Annotated in this window: 19 protein-coding genes; 11 read left to right on the forward strand and 8 right to left on the reverse strand. The window is 68.9% G+C overall.

Features of this window, described 5'->3' with window-relative positions:
- The first annotated feature begins 79 nt into the window (after positions 1–79).
- Both H0264_RS13500 and H0264_RS13505 read left to right on the forward strand, forming a co-directional pair.
- Complete coding sequence (locus H0264_RS13500) at positions 80–832, forward strand: HAD family hydrolase (protein WP_181585525.1); 753 nt, start codon at positions 80–82, stop codon at positions 830–832.
- Positions 829–3,174 (forward strand): glycoside hydrolase family 65 protein, encoded by a 2,346-nt coding sequence (locus H0264_RS13505; protein WP_181584270.1) that lies wholly within the window; start codon positions 829–831, stop codon positions 3,172–3,174. Before H0264_RS13500 ends, H0264_RS13505 begins: the two co-directional genes overlap by 4 nt.
- On the opposite strand, the gene H0264_RS13510 is transcribed toward H0264_RS13505, so the two are convergent.
- From H0264_RS13510 to H0264_RS13520, 3 genes are all read right to left on the reverse strand, one after another.
- Positions 3,159–4,373: an MFS transporter gene (locus H0264_RS13510; RefSeq protein ID WP_181584271.1), complete on the reverse strand. Its 1,215-nt coding sequence runs from the start codon at positions 4,371–4,373 to the stop codon at positions 3,159–3,161. The two genes, H0264_RS13505 and H0264_RS13510, sit on opposite strands and share 16 nt — an antisense overlap.
- Before the next feature lie 77 nt (positions 4,374–4,450).
- Positions 4,451–5,242 (reverse strand): hypothetical protein, encoded by a 792-nt coding sequence (locus H0264_RS13515; RefSeq protein ID WP_181584272.1) that lies wholly within the window; start codon positions 5,240–5,242, stop codon positions 4,451–4,453.
- 97 nt (positions 5,243–5,339) lie between these two features.
- Complete coding sequence (locus H0264_RS13520) at positions 5,340–5,885, reverse strand: lipoprotein LpqH (RefSeq protein WP_181584273.1); 546 nt, start codon at positions 5,883–5,885, stop codon at positions 5,340–5,342.
- Between the two features lie 148 nt (positions 5,886–6,033).
- Here H0264_RS13520 and H0264_RS13525 point away from each other — a divergent pair, with 148 nt between their 5' ends.
- The 7 genes from H0264_RS13525 (at position 6,034) to H0264_RS13555 (ending at position 14,248) form a co-directional block, all read left to right on the forward strand.
- Positions 6,034–7,356: a hypothetical protein gene (locus H0264_RS13525; RefSeq protein ID WP_181585526.1), complete on the forward strand. Its 1,323-nt coding sequence runs from the start codon at positions 6,034–6,036 to the stop codon at positions 7,354–7,356.
- Positions 7,353–8,426, forward strand: a complete 1,074-nt coding sequence (locus tag H0264_RS13530) for a hypothetical protein (RefSeq protein ID WP_181584274.1) — start codon at positions 7,353–7,355, stop codon at positions 8,424–8,426. The genes H0264_RS13525 and H0264_RS13530 overlap by 4 nt, the downstream gene beginning before the upstream one ends.
- A gap of 1 nt (position 8,427) precedes the next feature.
- Positions 8,428–9,975 carry a tetratricopeptide repeat protein gene (locus tag H0264_RS13535; protein WP_181584275.1) on the forward strand — a complete coding sequence of 516 codons (1,548 nt, stop codon included), beginning with the start codon at positions 8,428–8,430 and terminating at the stop codon, positions 9,973–9,975.
- A gap of 213 nt (positions 9,976–10,188) precedes the next feature.
- The gene (locus H0264_RS13540) at positions 10,189–11,457 is read left to right on the forward strand and encodes a CHAT domain-containing protein (RefSeq protein WP_181585527.1); all 1,269 of its coding nucleotides are present in this window, start codon (positions 10,189–10,191) and stop codon (positions 11,455–11,457) included.
- Between the two features lie 9 nt (positions 11,458–11,466).
- Positions 11,467–12,918 (forward strand): MFS transporter, encoded by a 1,452-nt coding sequence (locus tag H0264_RS13545; RefSeq protein WP_181584276.1) that lies wholly within the window; start codon positions 11,467–11,469, stop codon positions 12,916–12,918.
- Positions 12,919–12,929: 11 nt separating this feature from the next.
- A complete protein-coding gene (locus tag H0264_RS13550) occupies positions 12,930–13,853 on the forward strand; it encodes a cyclase family protein (RefSeq protein ID WP_181584277.1) in 924 nt (307 codons plus the stop codon).
- An 83-nt stretch (positions 13,854–13,936) separates the two neighbouring features.
- Complete coding sequence (locus tag H0264_RS13555; RefSeq protein ID WP_181584278.1) at positions 13,937–14,248, forward strand: hypothetical protein; 312 nt, start codon at positions 13,937–13,939, stop codon at positions 14,246–14,248.
- A 68-nt stretch (positions 14,249–14,316) separates the two neighbouring features.
- On the opposite strand, the gene H0264_RS13560 is transcribed toward H0264_RS13555, so the two are convergent.
- The 3 genes from H0264_RS13560 to H0264_RS13570 are packed head-to-tail and all read right to left on the reverse strand — an operon-like array spanning position 14,317 to position 17,912.
- Positions 14,317–14,508: a hypothetical protein gene (locus tag H0264_RS13560; protein WP_181584279.1), complete on the reverse strand. Its 192-nt coding sequence runs from the start codon at positions 14,506–14,508 to the stop codon at positions 14,317–14,319.
- 45 nt (positions 14,509–14,553) lie between these two features.
- Positions 14,554–16,257 (reverse strand): AMP-binding protein, encoded by a 1,704-nt coding sequence (locus tag H0264_RS13565; RefSeq protein WP_181584280.1) that lies wholly within the window; start codon positions 16,255–16,257, stop codon positions 14,554–14,556.
- Positions 16,254–17,912, reverse strand: a complete 1,659-nt coding sequence (locus H0264_RS13570) for an AMP-binding protein (protein ID WP_181584281.1) — start codon at positions 17,910–17,912, stop codon at positions 16,254–16,256. Before H0264_RS13570 ends, H0264_RS13565 begins: the two co-directional genes overlap by 4 nt.
- Before the next feature lie 56 nt (positions 17,913–17,968).
- On the opposite strand from H0264_RS13570, the gene H0264_RS13575 reads away from it, so the two are divergent.
- Entirely contained in the window at positions 17,969–18,829 is an 861-nt protein-coding gene (locus H0264_RS13575; protein WP_181584282.1) for a helix-turn-helix transcriptional regulator, read from the forward strand.
- Between the two features lie 4 nt (positions 18,830–18,833).
- Here the strand turns inward: H0264_RS13575 and H0264_RS13580 are convergent, their stop codons facing one another.
- On the reverse strand, positions 18,834–19,253 hold the full coding sequence (locus tag H0264_RS13580) for a VOC family protein (protein WP_181584283.1): 420 nt from the start codon (positions 19,251–19,253) through the stop codon (positions 18,834–18,836).
- A 150-nt stretch (positions 19,254–19,403) separates the two neighbouring features.
- Positions 19,404–20,243, reverse strand: a complete 840-nt coding sequence (locus H0264_RS13585; RefSeq protein WP_181584284.1) for a LysR family transcriptional regulator — start codon at positions 20,241–20,243, stop codon at positions 19,404–19,406.
- Between the two features lie 106 nt (positions 20,244–20,349).
- Between H0264_RS13585 and H0264_RS13590 the strand changes: the two genes are divergently transcribed.
- Positions 20,350–21,075 (forward strand): SDR family NAD(P)-dependent oxidoreductase, encoded by a 726-nt coding sequence (locus tag H0264_RS13590; RefSeq protein WP_181584285.1) that lies wholly within the window; start codon positions 20,350–20,352, stop codon positions 21,073–21,075.
- The last annotated feature ends 43 nt before the right edge of the window (positions 21,076–21,118 follow it).

The following is a 21,118-nucleotide window of genomic DNA, read 5'->3' on the forward strand; positions in this document are numbered from 1 at the left end:
CGCACGGACGCCTGCGGAGCGCGGCGCGTTTGCCCGGTGACGCAGCGGGTACCGCTTTTTCGTGGCTCGTGCGAACGACATGCCCGCCGCCGGGCTGGGGTTGCCGGATTCCATTGCCGTGGTGCTTTTCGACTTGGACGGTGTGCTGACCGATACCGCCGCCGTGCACCGCCGGGCCTGGAAGGAGGTGTTCGACGAATTCCTCGCGCGGCGGTGCGGGCCGGATTTCCGGCCCTTCAGCGCCGGGGACTATCTGCGCTACGTGGACGGGCGGCCGCGCGCCGACGGGGTCCGGGAATTCCTGAGATCGCGGGATATCACACTGCCCGACGGGAATTCGGCGGACGAGCCGGGGGACGAGAGCGTCAACGGGGTGGGCAATCGCAAGAACGCATTACTGCTGTCGCTGCTGGATCGTGAAGGCGTGCGGGTGTATCCGGGTTCGGTGCGCTATCTGGAGGCGGTGCGCGCGGCGGGATTGCCGGTCGCGGTGGTGACTTCGTCGGCGAACTGCGCCTCGGTGCTCGAGGCCGGTGGGCTCGAGCCTTTCGTGGATGTGCGGGTGGACGGGCACGATATCGCGCGACAGCGATTGCGGGGGAAGCCCGCACCGGATTCCTTCGTCGCCGGCGCGGCGCTGCTGGGCGTGAAGCCCTCGCGGGCAGCGGTATTCGAGGACGCGGTGGCCGGAGTAGCGGCCGGGCGGGGTGGGCGGTTCGGCTACGTCGTCGGCGTGGATCGGGTGCGCGACGGCACGCATGCCGAGGAGCTGGCGCGGGCGGGCGCCGATGTGGTGGTCGCCGATCTGGCCGAACTGATGGAGGGACGATGATCGACTGCAATCCCGGATTCGATGTCGCGCCCTGGCATTTGCGTTGGTGCGGACTGGATCTGGACGCGCTGCTGCGCACCGAATCCATCTTCGCGCTCTCCAACGGGCACCTCGGACTGCGCGGCACCCTCGAGGAGGGTGAGCCGGTCGGGCAGCCCGGCACCTATCTGAACGGCTACTACGAGAAACGCCAATTGCCTTATGCCGAAACCGGTTACGGCTATCCCGAGGTCGGCCAGAGCATTGTCAATGTGACCGACGGCAAGATCATCCGCCTGCTGGTCGCGGACGAGCCGATGGACATGCGCTACGGCAAGGCCCTGGAGCACGAACGCGTGCTGGACTTCCGGTCCGGCACCCTGCGGCGCAATACCGTGTGGTCCTCGCCGACCGGACGCACCGTGCGCATTCGCTCGGAACGGCTGGTGTCGTTCACCGACCGGGCCATCGCCGCCATCCGCTACGAGGTCGAACCCCTCGACGGGGAGATCGATCTGGTGGTGCAGTCGGATCTGCTGGCCAATGAACCGGCCGCGGCCACCACCCGCGATCCCCGGCTGGCCGCCGCGCTGGATCGGCCGCTGGTCGCGGATTTCGCCACGGCGCGCGACTATTCCGCGCTGCTGGCCCATCACACCCGGCACTCCGGGCTGCGCATGGCGGCGGGCATAGATCACGAACTCGAGCTGCCCGGTCCGGCCCGCTGCTCGGTGCAGGTCGAGGATGATCTGGCGCGGGTCACCATCGCCGTCGATGTGGCGCAGGGGGATCGGCTGCGATTGACCAAGTACATCGCCTACGGCTGGTCCAGCCGGCGCTCGACTCCCGCACTGCGGGCGCAGGTGGCCGCGGCACTGGCCGCCGGGATGGAGACCGGGTGGGACACGCTGCTGCGGCGGCAGCGCGACTACCTCGACGAGTTCTGGGCGACCGCCGATATCGAGATCGACGGCGACCCGGAACTACAGCAGGCGGTGCGGTTCGCACTGTTCCATGTCCTACAGGCGGGGGCGCGGGGTGAGTCCCGGGCCATACCGGCGAAGGGATTGACCGGGCCCGGCTATGACGGCCACGCGTTCTGGGACACCGAGACCTTCGTGCTGCCGGTGCTCACCTGCACGGTGCCGTCGGCGGCCGGGCAGGCGCTGCGCTGGCGGCACTCCACCCTCGACACCGCGCGGCGGCGGGCGCGTGAACTCGGCCAGTCGGGGGTCATGTTCCCGTGGCGATCCATCAATGGTGAAGAGGGATCGGGGTATTGGCCCACCGGCACGGCCGCCGTGCACGTCAATGCCGATATCGCCGACGCCACCGCGCGCTATCTGGCCGCCACCGACGACGAGGAGTTCGAAACCGATTGCGGGGTCGAACTTCTCGTGGAAACGGCGCGCCTGTGGGCCGGGCTCGGCCACCACAATTCCTCCGGCGACTTCCGCATCGACGGTGTCACCGGTCCCGACGAATACTCGGCCCTGGCCGACAACAATGTCTACACGAACCTGATGGCCCAGCGGAATCTGCGCGAGGCCGCCGCGGCCTGCGCCCGCCGCCCCGAAATGGCGGACAAGTTCGGCGTGACCCCCGAGGAGACGGCGCGCTGGCACGACTGCGCCGATCGAATGGCCCTGCCCTACAACGAGAAACTGGGCGTGCACGAGCAGTCCGAGGGCTTCACCCGCTACGCGCGCTGGGACTTCGCCGCCACCACGGCCACCAATTACCCACTGCTGCTGAACTATCCTTACTTCGAGCTGTACCGCAAACAGGTGGTCAAGCAGGCCGATCTGGTGCTGGCCATGCAACTGTGCCCGACGGTCTTCACCGCCGAGCAGAAGGCCCGCAACTTCGACTACTACGACGCGCTCACCGTGCGCGACTCGTCGCTGTCGGCCTGCACCCAGGCGGTGCTGGCCGCCGAAGTCGGCCATCTCTCACTGGCTTTCGACTACTTCGTCGAAGCCGCGCTCACCGACCTGCACGACCTGCACCACAATGTGGCCCACGGCCTGCACATCGCCTCGCTCGCCGGGACCTGGCTGTGCTGTGTGGGCGGGTTCGGCGGCCTGCGCGACTGCGGGAAGGATCTCTTCTTCGCGCCCCGGCTACCCGACCAGCTCGATCGGCTCACCTTCCGGATCGCCTGGCGCGGCCGTCGGCTCGCCGTCGAGATCACCGCCGACTCCGCGACATACAGTCTGCTGGGCGGTGATTCGATCCGCCTGTCCCATCACGGGCGTGACTTCACCCTCGATGCGGACCCGGTGACACTGCCCATCCCGTTCCTGCGTTCCCGCCCCGCACCCGAACTCCCGGACGGGCGCAGACCCTACCGCCGCTTCTGAACCGCGGCCGCGTGCTCGCGGAGCGCGCGCGGAAGGGTCAGGGCGACAACCACGGTGGCCAGTATTCCGCCGGACCCCGCGAGGATCAGGGTGGCCGGGGCGCTGGTGGCATCGAGCAGCGCGCCGCCGCCGACATAGGACAGGGCCGCCGCAATCCCGATGAGGCCGTACAGGTTTCCGAAGACACGACCGAGCAGATGGTCCGGCACGATGCGTTGCAGCAGCGTGCTGGAGGCGACATCCATGCCCGCCAAGCCCAGTCCGCGCACGGCCTGCACGGTGAAGGCGGCGGCCACCGACCAGGCGAGGCCGGTGAGCAGATTGCCCGCGCTGCTGACGAAGAAGCCGCCCAGCAGCAGTGCGGTCATGGACAGCCGGGCGCCGTAACGGGTGAGCAGGCCGTAGCCGATCAGCAGGCCGATGCCGACCGCGCCCAGCAGCAGGCCGACCGAGGAGTCGCCGGAGTGCAGCGTCTCGGTGGCGAGCAGGACCAGGGCGACGTCATCGACGCCATTGCAGGCGACCACCGCGCAGAACCCGAGGGAGACGATCCGCACGGCCGGGATGCGGCGAATATAGCCGAGGCCGATGCGGGCTTGGGCCAGAAGGGATTCCGGGACCTCGCCATCCGGGCGGGGCGGCAGCGCCGGAAGCACGAGCAGGATGACCGCCGACACGAAGAACGAGGCAGCGTCGACCAGCAGCACCCCGCGAATGCCGATGAGCGGGAACAGCGCCGCGGCCAGCAGCGGGCCGAACGCCTCGGCCGCATTCGCGCCGAAACCGATGGCGGAGTTGGCCTTTTCCAGATCCGCGCCCGCGACCAGAGCGGGCACGGCCGATCGGGACGCGGGCATGAAGATATTGGCGGCGATCGACCGCGCGGCCACCAGCGCGAGCAGCAGCGGCAGCGGCGGCAGGGACAGCGCGATGAGCAGAACCAGTGTGCCCTGGGCCAATTCGCAGATGATCATGACCCGCCTGCGATCGAAGCGGTCGCTGATCGCGCCGGCGATCGGACTCAGCAGCGAGGGCACGAAATCCCCGACCAGCAGCAGCAAGGCCACGGCCAGACCCTGTCCGGTCGTATTCGCCACGTGCAGCATGAGCGCGACCAGGCTCAGCGAATCACCCGCGTACGAGATGACCCGCGCGCTGAACAGCGCGGCCAGCGGGCGGTGTGTGCGCAACAACTGCATACGCCGGGATCATGCCGCAATGCGAAAGGCCAGGCACGGCGGTTTCGCCGTACCTGGCCTGGCTGTGAGTCGAAAAGTCAAGCGGTGGAAGCGTTCATGGGAAGCGAGAGCACCACCTCCTGCTCGTTGCCGGGCAGGTAGTGCACCCCCACCACCCGTCCCACCTGTACCTGCGAGACCGCGGTAGGAGGGAGGAACTTCTCGGTGCGGGCCTCGAAGGTGCTGCCGTCGGGGCGGGTCACGATGAGGGTCAGGTCCAGGCGGGAGTGGCCGTCGCGGATCTCGCCGGGAACCGAGAGGGAGCGCACGACGCCCTGGGTGGCAATGCCGCGGCGGGCGATGTCGAGCTTCTCGGGGGTGGTGAAACCCTTGCGGATCATGGCCGCGTTCATGGCTTCCTGGGCGGCGGCGGTGTCGCCGGACAGGTCCACCTCGACGCGGTCGGTGCGTTCGGGCAGGTAGCGGACCGGCAGCACCACGCCGGGGCGCAGTAGGGCCAGCTGGGTGATGGGGACGATCATCTTGGCGTGCGAGGCGAACACCTTGCCGTCCACGCCCTCGACGCGGAAGTCGATGCGCACCTGCGGCTGATCGTTGAGGGTGACGCCGGTGTGGCTGATGCCCTCCACGGTGCCGATTCCCATGAGGCCGTCCCGGAATTCGGAGCTGTTGTTGCCGGTGAGCGCGGACAGGATGCTGTCGCCGGTGAAGGCGAAGACGATGGGCACCAGCGTGATCGCGATCATCGGCAGGGCCATGTGCCCGCCCACCCAGGGCAGGAAGGCATCGGAGGTGAGGCTGACCCACAGATAGATCAGCACGGACAGGACGAGGAAGGCGACGGCGGCGATGCGGAGCTGGTGCTTCATGATGTCCTCGAATTCGAGTGCGGGGGAGTCTTATCGGAATTAAGGGGGCGCTGGCCCGCTCATGCCCGATGGCATGAGCGGGGCGGGTGGGGGAAGATCAGCCGCCGACGATGCTCGAGCAGGCGAAGGTGATCTCGAACTTCGAGTTCTTGACTCCGGCAAGCGGATTGGACATGTCCGGGGCGCCGACGCCCTCACCGGTGATGGTGTAGGTGTTGCCGCTCTTGCTGAGCTTGGCCGAACCGCCCTGCGCGCCGTTGCCGTAGCCGACCGCGTAGGGCATGCCGCTGTCGCCGCCCTTGGAGCCCGCGATGCCGACCGCGGTCACGGTGTCGCCGGTGACGGTGGCGCTCACGCTGAGCTGGCCGTAGGTGGCGTTGGCGGTGTCGGTCAATGCCAGCGCGAGGTCATTGCCGTTCTTGACGCAGGTGGTCTCGAACTTGGCGTCCAGGGCCTTGCCGTCGACGGAGGCGGCGGACTTGCCGGCCGGAGCGGAGCCGCCGCCGGGGGCGGCCGAGGTCGCGGCCGAGGTGGTGTTGTTGCTGGAGCTGGTGGACTCGTCATCGCTGCACCCGGTCACCACCAGGGCGGCAGCGGCGGTGGCGGCGAGGACGGCGGTCAGGCGGATGGACTTGACGTTCATGGTGTTTCCTTCTTCTCGGTGGATCCGGTCTCCGGTGGAGCCGATGCGAGAACGGTAGAAACGACCGGTCGCCCTACCGATACCAACTTTCGGGGCGCGAAGGCCGGGGAAACTCCGCTAACCTGGGCGAATGCGACGACCCCGGGCCATGGTGCTGGATGAGGTGTGGCGCCGCCTGGACGGAGTCGAGGCCCTGAGCGGACCACACGGCGGGCCGCTGCGCCGCACCGTGAAGCTCATCCTGGACCCGCTGGTCATCCGGCCGGTGCAGCATCCCGAATGCGCCGGATCCATCCTCACCGCGGACGGGGCCGTGCTGCTGGCCACCCGCATGCACGCCGCCGCCGACGTCCTGCGGGCCACGGCCGACTGGTTCACGCTGCTCAAGGCGACCCGGCGGGCCCTGCGCATCACCGAGGGCAATGCCCAGGACCTGTACTTCCAGCGCTGCTTCGAACTGGCCACCGTGTCCGGAACACCGGACCCGGTGCGCGATCGCGCCGCCGCCGAGGAAGCCCTGCGCGATATCCACGACATGACCGCGGGCCGCACCACCCAGGCGCTGAAGGAGTACCTGAACGACCCGGAGAATGCCCGCGAGGTGGCCGAACTCATCCAGATCGCCTGGCGGCGCAGGCCGTTCACCGCCGTCGACCACCACACCGCGCAGCTCACCGGGCTGTTGGAGGCGTGCGCGGCCGAACGGCTCGGCCGCACCGGCGACGACGACAGCTTCGACGACCTGGTGACGCGATCGGTGGGCACGCATACCGGAATCCGGCTGTGGCAGGAGGAGAGCGGCGGGTTCGCCCAGCAGCTCGGCCTCACCGCGCACCCGCTGCCGCAATCACCGGAGGTCGGCCGCTCGGCCGCCAAGGCCACCCTCGGCCTGCCGCTGGATCGGACCATTCACGAGCGGGTCTTCACCGTGCTGCAAGCCTCCATCGAACGCTCCGAACTGCCCTCCATCCCCGAGCTCGTGGACGCGGAGATCGCCCGCGCCTGCGCACCGTGGGCGCTGCTGGACGAATCACTGCGCGTGGCCGTGGCGGCGGGAGCCACCCTGGCGGTCCGGCTGCAACCTCTCGACAGCCTTGCCGGACAGGAAATGCCCACTGCGGCAATCACATCCGGCCCGGAACCGGCCGCAGCGCAGGTGATCAACGGCCGCTGGCAGCGGGAAGCCTACGTACTTCAGGCCCGCCGGCTCGTGGTGCACGGCGAGGCCGAGGGACCGCTGGGCGCGATCGCCAGTGAGCTGCAAGTACCGTGGAGACCGTATATGCGGCGATTGTGGGCGCGCATGCACGGCCGCGATGTACGCGAGCTGCCGGTGTACGCCGCCGATGAACTCTGGGACGTGCTGGACGGAGTGGCCCGGTCGGTGATCCTCGACCACAGGGCGCGCGTGAAGAAGGCCCTGGCGCTGGTCGTGACCGAGCCCGAGACGATGGAATCGAGGGCGGGATGAGCGCGGTGACGATCATGCGCTACGGCGGCGGGGTGTACAGCATCGTCCCGCCCGGAGCGCCCACGGTGCTCGGCCCGGCGGCCGGCGCCGACGTCATGGTGCTGGAGGTCGCGGGCGCGCACCTGACCTGGAATGTGCTTGCGCCCGAACAGGTTCCGGCCGCCGTCATCCACGATGTGGAACTGGCGCAGGAGTGGCTGTGGGCCATCTACGGTGAGTCCCTGGCCGTGGCGCTGGCGGACGAGCAGCTCGGGACGGCCGACGCCGCACCCGCCCGCACCCCGCTGGCGGTTGCTGTACGTCGACTCGCATACGCCCACTGGGCTTCTCGCTGGTGGCCCGCCTCCACCTTGGACGGCATCGCCGCCCTGGACCAGGCCCTGCTCGACCGCGATATCGTCACTCTGACCGAAGAGTGCGACGCCCTCGTCGACGGCGCGGACGCGCTCATCCCCGAAGTCCCCGAGTTCGCCGAAACCTTCCCGCGCGCTTCGGATTACGCGCTGGCAGCAGGCGATGAAACCCCCTCCGGCGGCCTGGTCCTCGCCCGCGGCAGCGGCGGCTGGGACTGGCGGCAATGCCCGCCCGGCCTGGTGGACGCCTCCGAACGCGCCGTCTCCTGGCAGCTGGTCCGTGACGCGGGCACCACCTCGGTCACGGTGAGCGCGGTCGCCGCCCCCGGCATTCCCGCCGCGATCCCGCCCCACCTGCACCCGTGGGTCCGCGTGAAAACCGATGCGGGAGTGGTCGATACGCCCCTCACCTCCGCACGCGACGCCTGGGTGGGCACCACCACCGCCCCCGGATCCCCCCTGCACATCAACCTCTTCGTCCCCGGCTTCGGCCCCCGCCCCGCCGACACCCCGGACACCGGCGCCGACGCCCGGCTCGGCGGCAACGGCAATGGCAGCCCCGGCGGCGGCGCGAACCCGGCCGCTGAACTACGAGCCCGCATCCGGCAGTTCGCCGCCGCCCGCCTGCGCCTCGCCGCCGCCGACCCCGAACCGACCGCGCCCGACGCCCCGCTACTGGCCGAAATCGCAGCAGCGGCGGAGGATTCGGACTTCTGACATGATCGATTCGACGCCGGATCCTGAACTACCGCCATTCGACGGGCCTACGGTTTCAGGCGACTCGGAGATCCTGCGGGCGGGCGGGGAGGCCATGGCGCGGGGGGAACTGGGGGAGGCGCTGCGGATCTTCGAGCATGCCGTGGAGGTGGAGAGCGGGACGTATCGGGTGTGTGCGCTGGTGAATATCGCGTCGGTGAAGAACCAGTTGGGGGAGCATGCGGAGGCGGCGGAGCGGTATCGGGAAGCGTTGGGGCAGATGCCCGCCGAGGCGCCGCGGTTGCATCCGAGCACGTTGATCGGGTTGTCGCAGGCGCTGCAACACCTGGGGGAGTTGGACGAGGCGCAGGAGCTTCTGGACGGCGCGCGGGAGCTGCTCGCTGTCGACGGTGCGCCCGGCGATCTGCGATTCGCGTGCCTGGTGTCGGCGACGGCGGTGGCGCTGCATCGGCACCAGTTTGCGCGGGCCATCGAGTTGGCGCACGAATCACTGCACGCCGCACGGCAATTCGCGCCGGAGCAGGCCGGGCATCCGCTGAACAATTTGGCGGCGGCGCATTTCGAGACGGGGCGGTGGGAGCTGGCGGAGGATTTCGCGGGGCAGGCTTTGATCGCGTTCGAGGTCTCCGGGAATCCGGCGGGTGTCGCCGAAACCCAGTTGAATCTGGCCACCATGTACGTGCGGCTGGGGCGGTTCGACGCGGCCGAACCGCTGCTGTCGCGCTCGCAGCAGTTCTTCACCACGGCGGGCGCGGCCTATTACGCCGGAATCGGCTGGAAGATGGCCGGTTTCATCGCCCAACATAGGGACCAAGCCGAACGCGCCGAGGAGCGATATCACCGGGCTCTGCGCGGATTCGAGGAGTCCGGCGCGGTCATCGACGCCGCCGATGTGCGCACCCGCCTGGCCACGCTCGCCTTCGCGGCCGGCCGATTGGATGTCGGGGAGACCGAATTGGCCGCCGCGCGCGCCACGTACGCCGAGCACGGCCTCACCATGCACTGCGCCCAGCTGGACGCCTGGCATGCGGGACTGCTGGAGCCGCTCGTCGAATCCGTTCCCGGAATGCTCTCCCACGCAGCGGGTCTGGCCATCCCCGCCGCGCTCATCCTCGATGCCGCCCGCTACGAACTCCCCGACGGCACCCAGCGCGAGAACTGGGACCGCCGCATCGCCGACCCCGCGCTGCGCCTGGCCTTCCGCTACGCCTTCCTGGCAGGCGACGCCACCCTCCTCGCCGACCTGATCGAAATGCGCTGCGCGGGAACAACCCTGGACATCGCCCGGCTCTCCGAGTCATCGCCCCACCTGTCGACGGGCACCCTCGAACCCTTCGAACCACCTGCGCCCACCTCCGGCCCGGGAAACGACGCCCTGCAACTCGGCACCGCCCTCGCCGCCGTGGCAGCCGGTGCGGGCCTGCCGGTCACCCCACCCCCGCACGTGGCAGTGCCTCCGGACGGTCACCTCGCCCTCGCCGGCTGGATCACGGCAGCCGAGCAACGCTACGACCGCCGCCTGCGCGCCGACCGGGTGGTCCACGCATGACCGGCGAAAGTCCCAGGCGCTCAGGACTACTGAGGTTCCTGCGGCGATATCGTCAGCCCAACCCTCGTCATCCCGGCGTGCTTTTGGCCGGGATCCACAGAGCAACGCACGCTATCCGTGTCGATCCCGGCCAAGAACACGCCGGGATGACCGGGAGGCGGCGTCGTGAGTAGGAGCTCGGTCACCGGGCCGCAGCCGCGAGTGTGTGTGCGCATGGCGGATGCGGGGGATCTGTATGTCAGCTGGCGGTGGTTGGATGGTTCCGCGCAGGGCGGGATCGGGGTGGTGCCGGAAGCGCAGGCCGAGGCGGCGGTGGCGCGGTTCGCGGCGGCCTTGCCCGCGCCGGGGGTGCCGGGTGGGCTCGAAGCCGCGCTGACCACAGGTGAATTGGCGTCCCACGACTCGGAAGACGCACTGGCGCAGGAGTTGTCGGCGGCGTTTCTGCCGTACAACCTCGCCGTGCAGCTGCACGAGCGGTATGAGCGCGGGGTGCGGCCCCGGATCGGGATTCAGCCGTCGCCCCGGGTCGGGCAGATTCCCTGGGAGCTGATCGCGCCCGACCCGGGCTTGCGGTTGCTGGATTTCGCGGATGTCGGGTTGCTCGCGCCGCCCGGGATCGTGCAGGCCCCGGCCCGGGTCGGCAGGTCGTGGGGGCGGGATCGGGAGCTGCCGGTGGTGGCGGTGCTCGATCCCCGGGTGCCGGGATTCCGGGCGGATTCGGTGCTCGGGTCGGTGCTGGGCCGCATGGATGCGAGCGCGCCGGTCACCGCGCTGGTGGAGCGGCATGCCGAGCGGAATCGGCTGGTGCCGAAGGTCATCGACCCGCTGGAAGCCTTCCGGCGCACCGATGTGGACCGGGAGTGGCTGGGCGAGGTGTTGCGGGCGGGCGCTTCTCGGCTGCTGTACATCGGGCATGTGACGGCGGCGGCTCCGGCCTCCGGCCGAAGCGAGTCGGCCACAATGCATTTGGCATGCACCGCCGACACCGTAGGATTCGCCGATCCGCAACGCGATCACCGCCCGCTGTCGGCGCGCGATCTGCTGCTCGGCACCTACACCCTGGGCGATGACCCGCGCAGCGGCCCGCAGCTGTGGCCGATTCCCAGCCGGGTCGCACTCATCGCCTGTGAGAGCGGCGGTGACCTGCGCTTCGGGGAGGCGCTCGGCCTGGTGGCCGCCATGATCACCGGCGGGGCGGAGCTGGTCACGGCCGGCCGCTGGCCATTGCCTACGGACCTCGCCTTTCACCGGCTGGGCGGCGTGGCACCGGATATCCGACCTCTCCAGGAGGCGGTGTGCGCGGTCGATGCCGCCCACGAGCAACCCGATCCGGTGGCGGCGCTGAACCAGTGGCAGCGCGACCGTCTGGCCGCCTGGCGGACCCAGGGCGGCCTGGAAAACTCGCCGCTGGTCTGGGCAGCCCTCGCCACCGTGGAGGCGCGTACCGCGAGCGCACCGATTGGGAGCGGGCACGGCGGGTAGTCGGTCGTCATGCGAACCATCTCCACCGATATTCCGGCGCGAATGGATCGGCTGCCCTGGTCGCGGTGGCACTGGTTGATCGTGATCGGGCTGGGGTCGGTGTGGATTCTGGACGGGCTCGAAGTCACCGTGGTGGGCAGTGTGGCGAGCCGGCTGTCGCAGCCGGGCAGCGGCATCGACATCACGGCCGCGCAGGTTTCCGGGGTCGCGGCGGCCATGTACGTCACGGGTGCGTGCACGGGCGCACTGTTCTTCGGCTGGCTCACCGACAGATTCGGGCGCAAGAAGCTGTTCCTGATCACGCTGGCGGTGTATCTGTTCGCGACCGCGATGACCGCGCTGTCGTTCAATATGTGGTGGTTCGTCATCTTCCGCTTTCTCACCGGTTTCGGCATCGGCGGTGAGTACGCGGCCATCAATTCCGCTATCGACGAACTGATTCCGCGGAAGTACCGGGGCCGCATCGACATCGTCATCAATGGCACGTACTGGCTGGGTGCGGTCGGCGGCGCGCTGCTGTCCATCGTCGCGCTCAATACGCACCTGTTCCCGGCGGATATCGGCTGGCGGCTCACCTTCGCGCTCGGCGCGATCTTCGGCCTGATCATCCTGGTCGTGCGGCGCAATGTGCCCGAGAGCCCGCGCTGGATGTTCATTCACGGTCGCGAGGACGAGGCCGAACGGACGGTCGCCGATATCGAGGATCAGGTACGCGCCGACACCGCACGGGAATTGGCGGATGTCTCCGATCAGCGCATAGAGATCCGCCAGCGTCGATCCACCGGATTCGGCGAGATCGCCGCGGTGCTCATCAGGCACTATCCGAAGCGCGCGGTGCTCGGGTTCTCCCTGTTCATCGGCCAGGCCTTCCTCTACAACGCCGTCACGTTCAACTACGCCCTGATCCTGTCGAAATCCTTCGACATCGCCGACGACAGGGTCGGCTACTACTTCGCCGTCATCTGTTTCGGCAATTTCCTCGGCCCGCTGCTGCTGGGCAAGCTGTTCGACACGGTGGGCCGCGTGCCCATGATCGCGGGCTGCTACCTCGGCTCGGCGCTGCTGTTGTTCGGCACCGCATGGCTTTTCGGCCAGGGCCGGCTGTCCGCCGTCACGCTCACCGCCTGCTGGACGGCGGTACTGTTCGTGGCTTCGTGTGGCGCGAGCGCGGCCTACCTGACGGTGAGTGAGATCTTCCCGATGGAAACCCGCGCCATGGCCATCGCGTTCTTCTACGCCATCGGCACGTTCGCGGGCGGCGTCGCGGGGCCGCTGGTCTTCGCGAAGCTCTCCGAGGACGGCGACCCGGGCCGAATCGCTCTGGCGTTCACCATCGGAGCCATTGCCATGCTGCTGGCGGGCCTGGTCGAACTCGTCTACGGCGTCCGCGCGGAAGGCCGTTCGCTGGAGGATCTGGCCCGCCCGCTCAGTGCCTCCCCGGAACCCGATGCCGCCCGGTAACTTCGGACCCTATGGCGTCACCTGAATTCCTGGATATCGCGAAGCGCGTGAACAATTGGGGCCGTTGGGGTTCCGACGACGAGATCGGCACCCTCAACCTCATCACCGACGAGGTGGTCCGGGCGGCCGCCGCGACCGTGCGCACCGGCCGCCGCGTCGCGCTCGCGGTTCCCCTGAGCCAGCAGGGAATTCAGACCGGCATGATCCCCGGCCGGGTCAACCCGCTGCACAGCATGATCGCCGTCAACTGGGAGATGTTCGGCCCCAAGACCATTGCCACCAGTGACGACGTGGTCACCATGGGCCTGCAGGCCGGAACCCACTGGGACGCACTCACCCACATCTCGCGCGACGGCCGCATCTACAACGGTCGCCCCGCCGACACCATCACCGCGCACGGCGGCGCGGCGGTCAGCGGCATCGAGAAGATCCCGCATCTGGTCTCGCGCGGCGTGCTGCTGGATGTGGCGAAAGCCCGTGGCGTGGAGCGGCTCCCGTCGGATCACGCGGTCACCCCCGAAGACCTGGAGGCCGCCGAGGAACTGGCCGCAACCACCGTCCGCGCCGGCGATATCGTACTCGTGCGCACCGGCCAGATGCAGCTGTTCCTGGCCGGTGACCGTCACGGCTATGCCGTTCCGTCCCCGGGCATTTCGGTCCGCTGCCCGGAATGGTTCCACGCCCGCGATGTCGCCGCCGTCGCCACCGACACCCTCACCTTCGAGATTTTCCCGCCCGAACTCGAGGGCGTGTGGCTGGCCGTGCACGCCCTGCACCTGGTGGAAATGGGCATGCTGCAAGGCCAGAACTGGAATTTGGAACCGCTGTCGGTCGCCTGCGCGGAGGAATCGCGCTACGAATTCCTGCTCTCCGCCATGCCGGAACCCTTCGTCGGCGCCACCGGCACCCCGGTCGCTCCGGTCGCGATCTTGTAAGCCCGGTGCGTCGGGCCATCCATCGGCGGGCTAGCTTCGAACAGGTACTTGTGTCCGAAAAGTGTGCGTTGGAGGTAGAGAAGATGGCTCGAATTCCCTCGGTTCCCACATCGCTGCTGGCCGCGGGCGGCCTCACCGGCGGTTTCGCGCTCGCACAGGCGACGAAGAAGCGACAGCTGGGCGGTGCGGTGTTCGCGGCGGGAACCCTCGCGTCGGTGCCGCAGTGGTACAAGACCGCCGGTGCCGGCGGGGCCGCGGCCCTGGCCGGACTGTCGATCGGCGCCATGGGCGCCTCGCATCCGCTGGCCAAGAAGATCGGCGCCTGGCCGTCGGTGGCCGTGGTGTCGGGCGTGGTCGCGCTGGCCGCGTGGGCCGCGGTGGACCGGCGCGCCTGAAAGACCGGGCCGCGCCGGAAACCATGCCGGGCCGATCACCCGTGGTGATCAGCCCGGCCGTACCGCCGTCAACCCCTGAGGAACGCCGCCGCGATATTCCAGAACCTGGTGCGGTCCACCGCGTGGAAATCCCATGTCTCCGTGAGGTTGTGCGTCGCACTGACAATGCCGGGCACGTCGAAGTCGAAGCGGGTGGCGGTGCCCTTGGCCTCGAGTTCGGTGATGACGTACGCGGTGGCGGTTTCCACGGTGTGGGGCATCAGGGTCCAATCTGGTTGTAGGAGCGGGTGGATAGCGGGTGGTGCCTAGTGCTTCGGGTCGGTCAGGATCTCCTCATAGCGGTACTCGGTACTGATCGGGGTGCCGGCGGCATGCGCCTGCGCTTCGCGTCGGCGTAGGTCCACCCGGCGGATCTTGCCGGAGATGGTCTTGGGTAGCTCCGCGAATTCGAGGCGCCGCACGCGTAGGTAGGGCGCCAGGTGGTCGCGAGCGTATTCGAGGATGCTGCGGGCGGTTTCGGAATCGGCCTGCCAGCCTGCCGCGAGTGCGATATACGCCTTGGGCACCGATAGCCGGGTGTCGTCCGGTTGCGGCACCACGGCCGCCTCCACCACCGCCGGATGCTCGATGAGCACGCTCTCCAGCTCGAACGGCGACACCTTGTAGTCGGAGGATTTGAAGACGTCGTCGGTGCGCCCGATATAGGTGATGTAGCCGTCGGCGTCGCGGCCGGCGACATCGCCGGTGTGGTAGTAGCCGTCGGCCATGACCGCGGCATTGCGTTCCGGATCGCCCAGGTAGCCGGTCATGAGGTTCACCGGCGCCGCGGACAGGTCCAGGCAGATCTCGCCCTCGTCGCCGAGTTCACCGGTGACGGGATCCACCAGAACCACCGGCACACCCGGCGCGGGCCGCCCCATGGAACCGGGTTTGATGGGCTGGCCGGGCGTATTGCCCACCTGCAGTGTGGTTTCCGTCTGCCCGAACCCGTCCCGGATGGTGAGCCCCCACGCCTTCTCCACCTGTGCGATCACATCCGGATTGAGCGGCTCACCCGCGCCGAGGATTTCGCGCATACCCGCGGGCCGCTCGCCGAGCTCGGCCTGGATCAGCATGCGCCATACCGTCGGCGGCGCGCAGAACGTGTTCACCTCGGCGCGCCGCAGCTGATGCAGCAGCGCCGCCGCATCGAAACGCGTGTAGTTGTAGACGAATACGGTGGCCTCGGCCAGCCACGGGGTGAAGAAGCAACTCCAGGCGTGCTTGGCCCAGCCGGGCGCGCTGATGGCCAGATGCACGTCGCCGGGGCGCACGCCGATCCAGTACATGGTCGTCAGATGCCCCAGCGGATAACTGATCTGGGAGTGCTGCACCATCTTCGGGCGGCTGGTGGTGCCGGAGGTGAAGTACACCAGCAGCGGATCGGTCACCTCGGTGCGCGGGCGGAACGGCCCGGCGGATTCGACGGTGGCCGATGCGCTGTAGTCGTGCCAGCCCTCGACCGGCGCGCCCACCACGATGCGCGTGTAGTCGCCGGGCACCTGGTCGAACTTGGCCGCGTCGGCGGCATTGGCGATGACGAAACCGGCTCCGCCCCGGTCGATTCGGTCGATCAGATCGGCGGATCCGAGCGCGCCGGTGGTCGGCATGATGATCGCGCCGAGTTTGGCGACCGCCAGCATGGCCTCCCACAGCTCGACCTGATTGCCGAGCATGAGCATCACCCGATCGCCCTGGGCCACACCGAGACCGGCGAGCCAGGTGGCGACGCGATCGGACCTGTGGGCCATCTCGTCGAAGGTGACGCGCTCCTCGCGCCCGTCCTCCTCGACGATCCACAGCGCGAGCCGGTCGTTGCCGCGCGCGATCACATCGAACCAGTCGGTAGCCCAATTGAATTCGCCGGTCAGCCGCGGCCATTCGAAGGTGCGCAGGGCGGTGTCGTAGTCGGCGCCCGCGCTCAGCAGCGCGTCCCGCGCGGCGCGGTAGGCGTCGGTATTGGCGGTCACTGCTGCTCCTCCCCGGTCAGGCCGAGCAGGCGCGCGGAGATCTCACGCATCTCGACCTTGCGAATTTTGCCCGTCACAGTCATCGGAAAGTCGTCTACGACACGGACATAACGCGGAATCTTGAAATGCGCGAGCCGATCGTTACAGAACTCGCGCAGCGATTCCGCCGTCAGTGCGGTCGCGCCCTCCCGCATCCGCACCCAGGCCATCAGCTCCTCACCGTATTTCACATCCGGTACGCCGATCACCTGAGCATCCAGGATATCCGGGTGGGTGTAGAGGAATTCCTCGATCTCCCGCGGATAGATGTTCTCGCCGCCGCGGATCACCATGTCCTTGATCCGGCCGGTGATGGCGACATAGCCGTCCTCGTCCATGGTGGCCAGATCACCGGTGTGCATCCAGCGCGCGGAATCGATTGCCTCGGAGGTCTTCTGCGGCTCGTCCCAGTAGCCGAGCATGACCGAGTAGCCGCGCGTGCACAGCTCGCCGGGCTCGCCGCGCGGCACGGTCAGGCCCGTCACCGGGTCGACGATCTTGATCTCGATGTGCGGTCCGGCGCGGCCCACGGTGGCGGTGCGCTGCGCCAGGCTGTCGTCGGCGCGGGTCTGCGTGGACACCGGCGAGGTCTCGGTCATGCCGTAGCAGATGCTCACCTCGCGCATGCCCATGCGCTCGATGACCTGCTTCATGACCTCCACCGGGCACGGCGATCCGGCCATGATGCCGGTGCGCAGGGAGGACAGGTCGTAGCCGTCGAACTCCGGATCGGCCAGTTCGGCGATGAACATGGTCGGCACCCCGTACAGCGAGGTACAGCGCTCGGCCGCAACGGCTTCCAGCGTCGAGCGGGGGTCGAAGGACGGGGCCGGGATGACCATGGCCGCGCCGTGACTGGTGGCGGCCAGATTGCCCATGACCATGCCGAAGCAGTGGTAGAAGGGCACCGGAATGCAGATCCGGTCCTGTTCGGTGTACCCGCACAGCTCGCCCACGAAATATCCGTTGTTGAGGATATTGTGGTGGCTGAGCGTCGCGCCCTTCGGGAAACCCGTTGTGCCCGAGGTGTATTGGATATTGATCGGATCGTCGGCGGAAAGGCCCGACTGCGCCAGCGCCAGCTGCCGCCGATCACCCGCTCGGCCGGTGTCGAACAGCAGCCGCCACTCCGCGCTGTCCAGCAGCACCACCTGCACGAGTTCCGGGCACTCCGGCCGCACCTCGGCGATCATGGCGGCGTAGTCGGAGGTCTTGAACGACGGCGCCGCCACCAGCGTGTGAACCCCGGCCTGCCGCAAGACATATCGCAGCTCGTGCGCCCGATACGCCGGATTGATATTGACCAGGATCGCACCGAGCTTGGCCGTCGCGTACTGCACCAGCGTCCACTGCGGGCAGTTCGGCGCCCAGATGCCCACCCGGTCGCCCTTGCCCACCCCGGCCGCCAGCAGGCCCAGCGCCAGGGCATCGACCTCCGCTACGAATTCGCGATAGGTCCAGCGAATGCCGGTGGTGTAGTCGATCAGGGCGTCGCGGTCCGGGAACGCGGACGCGGTGCGATCCAGATTGGCGCCGATGGTGTCTCCCAGCAGCGGCGCGTTCCACACTCCGAAGGAATAGCTTGCCGGCCGAGGCCGGCCCGTGCTTGTACTCACTTCGATAGGATCCACGTCACACTCGCGCCCCTGCTACCCCCGGAAAGGGGTACCCGATGGTCTCGGCCTCCGACGCTCTCATGCGCCCGCGCGATACCGACGCGTTGCGGGCCGAGCTGCGGCGAATCTCCGCGATGTCCAAGATGCCGGTCGTATTCGGCGGCGAGGTGCAGGCCGGCACGCTGGTCCTGAGCGAGTTCGTCGGCACCCGGACCAATGGCATGCGGGGGCTGGCGGTCGCGCCGAGTTCCGGACTGGGCGGGGCGGCGGTGGCGACCGGGCGGCCGCGCTCGGTGGCCGACTATCGATCGGCGTCGACTATTACTCACCATTACGACGCCCCCGTGCTCGGTGAGGGGCTGCGCGCGGTGGTTGCGGTGCCGGTGGTGGTGCGCGGGGAGGCGCGGGCGGTGCTGTATGTCGCCAATCGCGACTCCGGGCCGATAGGGGATCGGGTCGCCGACGAGATGGTGCAGGCCGGTCAGCGGCTGAGCATGGAGTTCACCATTCGGGACGAGGTGGATCGGCGGCTGCGGCTGAACTCGGCGTGGGAGGCGGCGGCGGGTGCGAAAGCCGTTGTCACCGAACAGCTCCGGGATCTGCACGCGGAGTTGCGCGGCATTACACAGGGGGTGTCGGACGCACAGGCGCGCAGTCGATTACGCGATGTCAGCGACCGGCTGGCGCGGCTGGTCTCCGGCGTGGCCGAGCCCGAGGATCAGGTGGCGCTGTCGCCGCGCGAACTCGACGTGCTCGCACAGGTGTCCCTCGGCTGTACCAATGCCGAAGCGGCGCAGCGGCTTTCGGTGCGCGCGGAAACCGTGAAGAGCTATCTGCGCAGTGCCATGACCAAACTCGGCGCGCACACCCGGCATGAAGCCGTGGTCCGTGCGCGCCGAGCCGGTCTGCTGCCCTGAGGGCTCAGCCCAGCGGCTGGGCGAAACGCAGGTGGTTGCCCCACGGGTCGCGGAAGCCGCAGTCGCGCACGCCGTACGGCTGATCGACCAGCGGCTGCTCGACCGGGACCCCCGCCTCGCTCAGGCGGGCGAACGTGGCGTCCACATCCTCGGTGGCGAAGAACAGCGTGCCCATGGCGCCACTGGCGATGCGCGCCCGATTGCCCTCGGCCATCTCCGGCACCGGCACCATGGACGGGCTCTCCAGCACGAACTCGATAGCGGGCTGCGCGGCCGGCCCGACCGTGATCCAGCGCGCGCCCTCGATGAACGGCATGTCCTGCCGCACCTCGAGCCCGATCACGTCACGGTAGAACTCCAGCGCCTCCTGCTGGTCGCCGACGAGCACGGAAACATGGGTCAGGGTCAGATCTTTGGCGGTCATCGCAGGTCTCTTCTCTGTGTGGACTCAGTGTCATCGGGGTAGACGACACCCGGTTCACAAACTAATCGGTCTGCAACCCGGTGTGGGTGTCAGTGTCCGGCGCGCTCGGCCGTCGGCGACCTCGGCGGCATCCCCTGAGCGTGTTGTCGGTCAGAGGCGTGTGGCGGTGTGGACGAGGTCGGCTACGGCCGTGGATCTGCTGTGGGGTGGCCAGGCGATGACGGTGGTGACGAGTGGTGCGTCGGGTACGGGAACGACGGCGTGATCGTCGCGCAGCTGGGTTCGCAGCGACTCGGGCACGACCGCGCAGGCCAGGCCGAGGGCGATCAGTTGGAGGAGCTGGGTGTGGTCGCGCACCTGCGGGCCAGGGCCGTCCGGGTAGCTGCCATCCCGTGCGGGCCAGCGCGGGAGGGGGAGGTTCGTACGGGTGGAGACCTCGGCGGAGGAGATGTGGGTGCGGTTGGCGAGGGGATGGCCTGCGGGCAGGACCACGACCTGTGGTTCGGTGTACAGGTCCTCGGTGTCGAATCCGGCTGTGGTGTCGTAGGGGCGGTGCAGCAGGGCGACGTCGGCTCGCCCGGTGCGCAGCAGGCCCTCCGTCCGGCCGGGGCCGCACAGCATCACCTCGACCGTCACGGCGCCCGGTTCGGCGGCGTAGGCGTGCAGCAGCTTCGACAACAGCTCGGTGGATGCTCCGGCCTTGGCGGCCAGCACGATTCCGGGCCGGTCGGCCGCGGCGCGGCGGGTTCGCCGTTCTGCGGCTTCGACCGCTTCGAGGGCGAGCCGAGCCTCCTGTAGCAGGACCGATCCGGCGTCGGTCAGGCTGATGGCGCGCGAAGTGCGGTGCAGCAGAACGACTCCGAGCCGCCGTTCGAGTTGCTGGATGGCTCGCGAGAGTGGCGGCTGCGCGATCGCGAGACGTTGCGCCGCCCGCCCGAAGTGCAATTCCTCCGCGACGGCGACGAAGTATCGCAACTCCCGAGTCTCCACGCGGGTGATGGTATCCGGCGCTGACCGCGATCGATACCCGTGCGGTATCGACGCCCACTCGATCGGTCTTGGACGCCGCACTCGCCGGTCCCGCAGGATCGGCGGGGTGAGCGAACAGACGATCGCGCTGGTGACCGGCGCGAACAAGGGAATCGGATACGAGATCGCTTCGGGCCTGGGCGCACTCGGCTGGCGGATCGGGGTGGGTGCACGCGACCCCCGGCGCCGCGACCTCGCGGTGGCGACGCTGCGCGCGGACGGGATCGACGCGTTCGGCGTACCGCTCGACGTGACCGACGACGAAAGTGCCGCCGCGGCAGCCGAATTGATCGCCGACCAGGCCGGCGGGCTCGACGTCCTGGTCAACAATGCCGCAATCACCGGCGCGCTGCCGCAGACCCCGGCCACGCTCGATCCGGCAACCGTGCGAATCGTCGTGGAAACCAACGTGATCGGTGTCCTCCGGGTCACCAACGCCATGCTCCCGATGCTGCGCGCCTCCGCGTCACCGCGAATCGTCAACATCTCCAGCAGCGTCGGCTCCCTCGCTCTGCACACCACCCCCGGCCTCGACCTGGGCCCGATCCCCGCCGCCTACCTGGCCTCGAAGACCTTCCTCAACGCCTTCACCATTCAATACGCCAAGGAACTGGGTGACACCGGCATCCTGATCAATTCCGCCTGCCCCGGTCTCACCGCAACCGACCTCAGCAACTTCCGCGGCGACCGCACGCCACGGCAGGGCGCGGCCATCGCGATCCACCTCGCGACCCTGCCCGACGGCGGACCGACCGGCGGCTTCTTCGACGACGCCGGAACGGTGCCCTGGTGACCGGTAGCCGCAGCTGAAGGGGCTACCGGCCGTGTGTGCGAGC

The sequence above is a fragment of the Nocardia huaxiensis genome (assembly GCF_013744875.1).
GTDB classification, from domain to species: domain Bacteria; phylum Actinomycetota; class Actinomycetes; order Mycobacteriales; family Mycobacteriaceae; genus Nocardia; species Nocardia huaxiensis.

Bases quoted from the DNA above. Each gene is read 5' to 3' on its own strand.
- H0264_RS13510 (WP_181584271.1), bottom strand. From the start codon at position 4,373: ATGCAGTTGTTGCGCACACACCGCCCGCTGGCCGCGCTGTTCAGCGCG.
- H0264_RS13520 (WP_181584273.1), bottom strand. From the start codon at position 5,885: ATGAACGTCAAGTCCATCCGCCTGACCGCCGTCCTCGCCGCCACCGCC.
- H0264_RS13525 (WP_181585526.1), top strand. From the start codon at position 6,034: ATGGTGCTGGATGAGGTGTGGCGCCGCCTGGACGGAGTCGAGGCCCTG.
- H0264_RS13555 (WP_181584278.1), top strand. From the start codon at position 13,937: ATGGCTCGAATTCCCTCGGTTCCCACATCGCTGCTGGCCGCGGGCGGC.
- H0264_RS13575 (WP_181584282.1), top strand. From the start codon at position 17,969: ATGGTCTCGGCCTCCGACGCTCTCATGCGCCCGCGCGATACCGACGCG.
- H0264_RS13515 (WP_181584272.1), bottom strand. From the start codon at position 5,242: ATGAAGCACCAGCTCCGCATCGCCGCCGTCGCCTTCCTCGTCCTGTCC.
- H0264_RS13580 (WP_181584283.1), bottom strand. From the start codon at position 19,253: ATGACCGCCAAAGATCTGACCCTGACCCATGTTTCCGTGCTCGTCGGC.
- H0264_RS13550 (WP_181584277.1), top strand. From the start codon at position 12,930: ATGGCGTCACCTGAATTCCTGGATATCGCGAAGCGCGTGAACAATTGG.
- H0264_RS13535 (WP_181584275.1), top strand. From the start codon at position 8,428: ATGATCGATTCGACGCCGGATCCTGAACTACCGCCATTCGACGGGCCT.
- H0264_RS13530 (WP_181584274.1), top strand. From the start codon at position 7,353: ATGAGCGCGGTGACGATCATGCGCTACGGCGGCGGGGTGTACAGCATC.
- H0264_RS13540 (WP_181585527.1), top strand. From the start codon at position 10,189: ATGGCGGATGCGGGGGATCTGTATGTCAGCTGGCGGTGGTTGGATGGT.
- H0264_RS13505 (WP_181584270.1), top strand. From the start codon at position 829: ATGATCGACTGCAATCCCGGATTCGATGTCGCGCCCTGGCATTTGCGT.
- H0264_RS13500 (WP_181585525.1), top strand. From the start codon at position 80: ATGCCCGCCGCCGGGCTGGGGTTGCCGGATTCCATTGCCGTGGTGCTT.
- H0264_RS13560 (WP_181584279.1), bottom strand. From the start codon at position 14,508: ATGCCCCACACCGTGGAAACCGCCACCGCGTACGTCATCACCGAACTC.
- H0264_RS13545 (WP_181584276.1), top strand. From the start codon at position 11,467: ATGCGAACCATCTCCACCGATATTCCGGCGCGAATGGATCGGCTGCCC.